The 6,115-nt window shown below is 48.4% G+C and carries 5 protein-coding genes; all 5 read left to right on the top strand.

Translation table 11 applies throughout. The annotated features are described in order from the left end of the window. Positions 1-227: 227 nt before the first annotated feature. A complete protein-coding gene (locus GPK88_RS07810) occupies positions 228-2,219 on the top strand; it encodes a hypothetical protein (RefSeq protein WP_195565770.1) in 1,992 nt (663 codons plus the stop codon). Next, positions 2,219-3,619, top strand: coding sequence for a hypothetical protein (locus tag GPK88_RS07805; protein WP_215707660.1), 1,401 nt, complete (start codon positions 2,219-2,221; stop codon positions 3,617-3,619). Before GPK88_RS07810 ends, GPK88_RS07805 begins: the two co-directional genes overlap by 1 nt. A gap of 92 nt (positions 3,620-3,711) precedes the next feature. Further along, positions 3,712-4,128, top strand: coding sequence for a phage holin family protein (locus tag GPK88_RS07800; protein ID WP_195565774.1), 417 nt, complete (start codon positions 3,712-3,714; stop codon positions 4,126-4,128). Then, complete coding sequence (locus GPK88_RS07795; protein WP_215707659.1) at positions 4,125-5,639, top strand: glucosaminidase domain-containing protein; 1,515 nt, start codon at positions 4,125-4,127, stop codon at positions 5,637-5,639. The genes GPK88_RS07800 and GPK88_RS07795 overlap by 4 nt, the downstream gene beginning before the upstream one ends. Next, a complete protein-coding gene (locus GPK88_RS07790) occupies positions 5,606-6,079 on the top strand; it encodes a hypothetical protein (protein WP_044960782.1) in 474 nt (157 codons plus the stop codon). Before GPK88_RS07795 ends, GPK88_RS07790 begins: the two co-directional genes overlap by 34 nt. Positions 6,080-6,115 lie beyond the last annotated feature (36 nt).

Here is a 6,115-nt window from a genome sequence, read left to right as displayed (position 1 = left end):
GGAAAAAATGAAGATTGTGTTGGGAGTATAGGAGGAATTATCTGTGGTGTTCAACTTATTCCTTTAATTGGGTCTATTCTTCCAACAGAAATAGCATTAAAAAAGAATTTTGATAAGAATGGAACAAGACGATAAATTCCAGGTTGTAGTGATAAACAATAACATAACACAGCATCAGTCACCTAGTTGGCTGGTGCTTTTTTCGTGGGGGAAATGGAGGTGGCGGGATGTATTCTGTGTCGGATGCTTTTCTGAGGGCAGTCAGGAGTAATACAAGAAAATATTTCTGGACGGGTACGATCGTTACCAAGGGCGGAATGACGTATGAGTTCGGGGCGAAGGAGATTGTGAAGGGTTCCGGGTATATTTCCAGGCAGTGCTGCGGGAGTACGGAGATTGAGCTGGGGACGGTGTATGCGGCGGAGATGGGGATCACTCTTCTGAGTGATATTGACAGATATACGTTGGAGGATGCGCTGGTGACGCTGGTGTTTCATCTGGTGCTGGCGGATGGTTCTGTGGAAGATGTGCCGATGGGAGTTTTTGAGGTCAGTGAGGCGAACCGTCTGGCAAAGTGCCTGGAACTGAAAGCCTATGATTTTATGCTGCGGTTTGATAAGAGTTTCAACGGGTTTGAGACTGTGGGGACTGCTTATGATTTTATTGCTTTGTGCTGTAAGAGATGCAAAGTGGAGCTTGTGAATAAGAGGGCGGAGATTGATGCCATGCCGAATGGCGGGGTGACGCTTTTTGTTTATACTGAAAATGATATTGAGACCTGCCGGGATGTGCTGTTTTATGTGGCACAGGTTCTGGGAGGTTTCTTTATTATTAACAGGGAGGGGAAGCTGGAACTGAGAAAGTACGGAAAGGATCCTGTGATGAAGGTGGAGCAGAGACACCGGTTTTCTTCCAGCTTTTCGGATTTTATTACCAGGTATACGGCGGTGAGTTCCACGAATAAGCAGACGCAGATTGCAGAGTATTATGCTCTGGATCCGGATAATGGGCTGACTATGAATCTGGGAGTGAATCCGCTTCTGCAGTTTGGGCTTGAGGAGACCAGGGAGATGCTGTGCAGGAATATCCTGGCAGATCTGTCTGTGATCCGGTATGTGCCTTTTGATTCGGATACCATCGGGAATCCTGCCTTGGATCCGGGGGATGTGCTGACATTTTCAGGAGGACAGGCGGATGAGGGACAGATCACCTGCATCACTTCCATCAGACAGAAGATCGGGGGAAAGCAGAGCCTGAAATGTGTGGGGAAGAACCCGAGGCTGGCTCAGGCAAAGTCAAGGAATGACAAGAATATTTCGGGGCTGCTGAATCAGATTGAAGACAATGCGAAGACTGGGAAGATCGGGATCCACACGTTTACCAATGCTTCCGTACATGAGATCGGGCAGACAAAGGTGAAGCTGATCAGTATCCAGTTTGCTTCTTCTGAGGAAAACCATATGCAGTTTTTTGCACAGGTTGTTGTGGATGTGGCTGCGGATCCGGTGGAACGGTCTGCGGAGGCTTCCGGGACTGTGGTGATTCCGTTTCCGGGCGGAAGCGGCGGCGGAACTGGAAGTGGTACGGGTGGTTCTGATGGAACCGGGGAGGCATCGGATGCAGGAAGCTCTGAAAATGATGCGGCAGGGAATGGGGCTGGAAATACTTCCGGGAATGAGAATACAGGAAGTGGCGATGAGGCTTCCGGTGGAGCAGATGCAGGATCCGGGAGTGGTTCTGAAATTTCTGTGGATGTGAGCCTGCCGGTGAAGTGGCAGGAGGACGGACTGGCGGTCTGCCGTGTGGTCTTTGAATTTAACAATGAGGAGATTGTGGAGCATTGTCCGGTGGAGACCTGGCATTCCGGGAAACATATTTTGTCACTGTATTATCCCATTGAGAAGATCGTTGCCAATTATACGAATACGTTCAATGTGTATCTCTGGATGGAGAATGGAAGCGGGACAGTTGATGTGGGAGACTGCATTGCTTCTGTCAGCGGACAGGCAATGGCGGCTGGGGAAGCATGGGATGGAAAGCTTGAGGTGGAAGATTATACCACGAGATTTGCCATTGGCGGAGGACTGGATATGAATGTTTTTCGGGATTCGCTGTCCATGCAGATGAAGGAAACAGTGAACAGAGGCTTTGAGGTGTATTTTGCTGAGAAAGCGGGAATCAGCGGTTTCTGCAGGCCGGTAGAAATGGAGGGCGTGTGATGAGATTAAAAGGTGAGATGGTCATTGAACTGACCGATACGAATACGGGTGCGGTGGAAACCGTGCAGGAGACGAACATGATCACAGAAGCGGTGAATAATATTCTGGGGCTGAATCCCATGGGGATTTATCTGAAAGCCAGCGGAGAGTATGACAATTCTGTTTTGTGGAACGGGACGCTGCTTCCCATCTGCCCGAACATGATCGGCGGGATCCTGCTGTTTCCGGCAGTGCTGGAAGAAAAGGCGGATCATATTTACGAGCAGGGGAAGAACCTGCCGGTGGCTTATGCTTCCAACAATGTTAATTCCGGTTCCAATGTGGCGAGGGGAAGCCTGAACCAGACGGAGAGCAAGAAACTGGACAATGGATATAAGTTTGTGTGGGAGTTCACTCCCAGCCAGGGAAACGGGAATATTGCAGCTGTGGCACTGACCAGTGCCCTGGGCGGGCAGAATGCTTTTGGCAGTGCGGCAGGGGATGCCAGCACGTTCCTGCTTCTGAAAAAGGTGGATATCGGGGATATCCCGAAGGCGAAGCAGATGACACTGTTTGAGGCAGTGGAACTGGATTTTGAAAAGAACCTGCTGTATTCCATCACCTTTGGGACTTCCAGTGTGACCATTACGAAGATCAGGATCCCGGTGTTTAACATCGGGCTGAATGAGAAGCTGGATGATACCACTTATATCGTACTGGAGGAACAGACACTGACAACGGAAAGTTTTACGTTCCTGGGGGATTACACGAAGTACGGGGAATTTATGGACGGACATGACGGATACTGGTATGGATTTTCCAATGAGCCGAATGCTTCCGGGGATGCGAAGATGGTGTGGATCCGGATCTCCAAAAAGGATTATTCCTTTACGGAGGGAAGCTGGACACTGTCCAAGGCGAAGCTGTCGGAAGTGGGCACAAGGGCAAAGGACGGTTCCTATCCGGAGCGGAATGTAAAATGCTGTGTGAGGAAGGGGTATCTGTATGTGCCTTCTTATGATAAGAAGGGAGTTTATAAGATCAATGTTGCAAATTCAGCGGATGTGACGCTGATCCCGCTGGGATTTACTTCCAAACTGAAATCCCTTGGGGAGGCTGGTTCCTGTGAGGTGTATATGACGCTTCTCGGTGACATGATCGTGGCAGGGGATTTCCAGATCACGGCGGATGACAGGGTGATCAAAACACAGGGGAGTGCAAGGTTTGAAGCCATGGCAACGCCTTTGTTCCAGTATAAGAACTTTGTGTTTATGTGGGGCGGCAGTTACGGGAAGGAGCACAGGTGTGCTTACCTTCTGACGCCTTATCTGGCAAGTATTAATAATCTTTCGTCAGCAGTGGTGAAGAATACAGACAAAACGATGAAGATCACGTATACGCTGACGGAGGAAACAATGTAGGTCTTTCTGCCGCAAGGCATGGAGATAGAAAACTTATTTATGGCAGTTCTCAGAAATGGGGGCTGCTTTTTTCATGGGAGGAGGATTCTGGCATGAAGGAATTTTGGAACTTTATTCAGATGGTTTTTATGGCTGCAGGCGGATGGCTGGGCTGGTTTATGGGAGGCTGTGACGGGCTTCTGTATGCCCTGATCGCTTTTGTGGTGATCGATTACCTGACCGGGGTGATGTGTGCTTTTGCGGATCATACGCTTTCCAGTGAGGTGGGATTCCGGGGGATTTGCAGGAAGGTGCTGATTTTTCTGCTGGTGGGAATGGCAAACATTCTGGATGTGGCTGTGATCGGGAATGGATCTGTGCTGAGGACAGCAGTGATTTTTTTCTATATTTCCAATGAGGGTGTGAGTTTGCTGGAGAATGCAGGGCATCTGGGACTGCCGATCCCGCAGAAGATGAAGGATGTGCTGGAACAGCTGCATGACAGAGGGGAAGGAAGTGATGGGGAATGAGACTGGTTGAAAGTTTTCTGACAAAGAACCCCTGCTATACTGCAGGGAGAAAGATTACGGTAAAAGGCCTGATGCTTCACTCGGTTGGATGTCCGCAGCCGAGGGCACAGGTCTTTCTTGATTCTTGGAATCGCGCTTCTTTTGGAAGTGCATGTGTGCATGGTTTCATTGATGGGAATGATGGAACGGTGTATCAGGCGCTGCCCTGGAACCACAGGGGTTGGCACTGTGGCGCTGGAAGTAAGGGAAGTGGAAATAATACGCATATTGGTGTGGAGATGTGTGAGCCTGCCTGTATCCGGTATACCAGCGGATCAGGTTTTACCTGCTCTGATCTGGAGAAGGCAAGAGCATCTGCGGTGCGGACGTATGAAGCTGCGGTGGAGCTGTTTGCCATGCTTTGTAAGAAGTTTGGTCTGGATCCTCTGGCAGATGGTGTGGTGATTTCCCATAGAGAGGGACACACAAGGGGAATTGCAACAAATCATGGAGATCCGGAGCATCTGTGGAAAGGTCTGGGACTGCCTTATACGATGTCTGGATTCAGGAAAGCTGTGAAGGCTGCTATGTCTGGGAAAGCTGGAGGGGCGCAGGCTTCTGTGTTTCTGGGGCTTTCCGATGAGAAGGCAGCTGAGCGGATTGGAGTGCTGTGTGCAGAGAATATGAAAACCAGTGGGATTCTGGCATCTGTGTCTGCGGCACAGTTTATTCTGGAATCGGGTTATGGCAGGACGGAACTGGCGCAGAAGGCAAATAACTGCTTTGGAATGAAATGTATGCTGTCTGGGAATAGCTGGGGCGGAAGTGCCTGGGATGGAACCAGTAAGTACCGGAAGAAAACGCAGGAGGATGATGGAACTGGAAAGCTTTACACTGTGACTGCGGATTTCCGGAAGTATGCCTGCGTGGAGCAGTCGATTGCGGATCATTCGGCTTATCTTCTGGGAGCGATGAATGGGAAGAAAAAGAGATATGCAGGACTGGCTGGGGAGAAGGATTACCGGAAAGCTGTCCAGATTATTAAGGATGGCGGCTATGCAACGGATAGTTTATATGTGCAGAAGATTTGCGTTATTATTGAGAAGTATGGGCTGACACGGTTTGATGGCGGGAAGACGGAAAAGGAGATCTGGTACCGTGTGAGGAAGAACTGGCAGGATGCGGAGAGCCAGGTGGGGGCATTTAAGGTGCTGGAAAACGCAAAGAAAAGTGCAGACGAGCATCCGGGGTTTTCGGTGTTTGATGAGAATGGAAAGGCAGTGTACAGTTCCGTGGATAAGAAGCAGGAAGAGGTGTTTCGTCCGTATCTGGTTCGTGTGGAGATTTCGGATCTGAATATCCGGAAGAAGCCGGGAACGGATCAGGAGAAGGTTGGAAAATATACGGGTGTTGGCTGTTTTACTATTGTTGCTGAGGCTGACGGTGTCGGAGCATCAAAGTGGGGGCTGCTGAAAGCGTATGAGAAAGAGCGGAATGGGTGGATCTCGCTGGATTTTGTGACAAGAATATAATAGTGAGTGATGAGGCTTTGCATTGCGGCGGTGGTCGTGGTGTGAAGCCTTTTTTTGTTAGGGCAAAGCCCTGTTTGCCATTGTGGAGTTTTTCGTTGATTCGAAAAACGGAGCTTTTGGTCGCTTTCAATATAACATCCGGAATCGAGGTATCTTTTTTTTCTGCAAAATCACGAACTTTGCTCATTTATAGATATCAGAAAAAGGAAGATACTTTGAGGAATCTTTACGAAAAGAAAAAAGAGAAGTTAATCTCATATATCTGCTTCTTGGCTAGTTTGGGATTAAAAGTAACAATCCTTTTTTCTGTTATCTTGAACTTTTTAATTTTTCCTGTTTCGGAGTCCTTGAATTTATATTCAAACTCATCTACACATTCTTTGATGCGGTACAAAAGTATTAAGCAGTTAAAAACAAAAATCCAAGAAGATATTTACTAATCTTATTGACATAGAACAAAAAATGAATATAATCAT

The sequence above is a fragment of the Blautia sp. MCC269 genome, assembly GCF_018785655.1.
Lineage (GTDB): Bacteria > Bacillota > Clostridia > Lachnospirales > Lachnospiraceae > Blautia_A.
The sequence above is the reverse complement of the archived record's forward strand: the minus strand, read 5'-3'. Positions and strand labels throughout refer to the sequence as shown.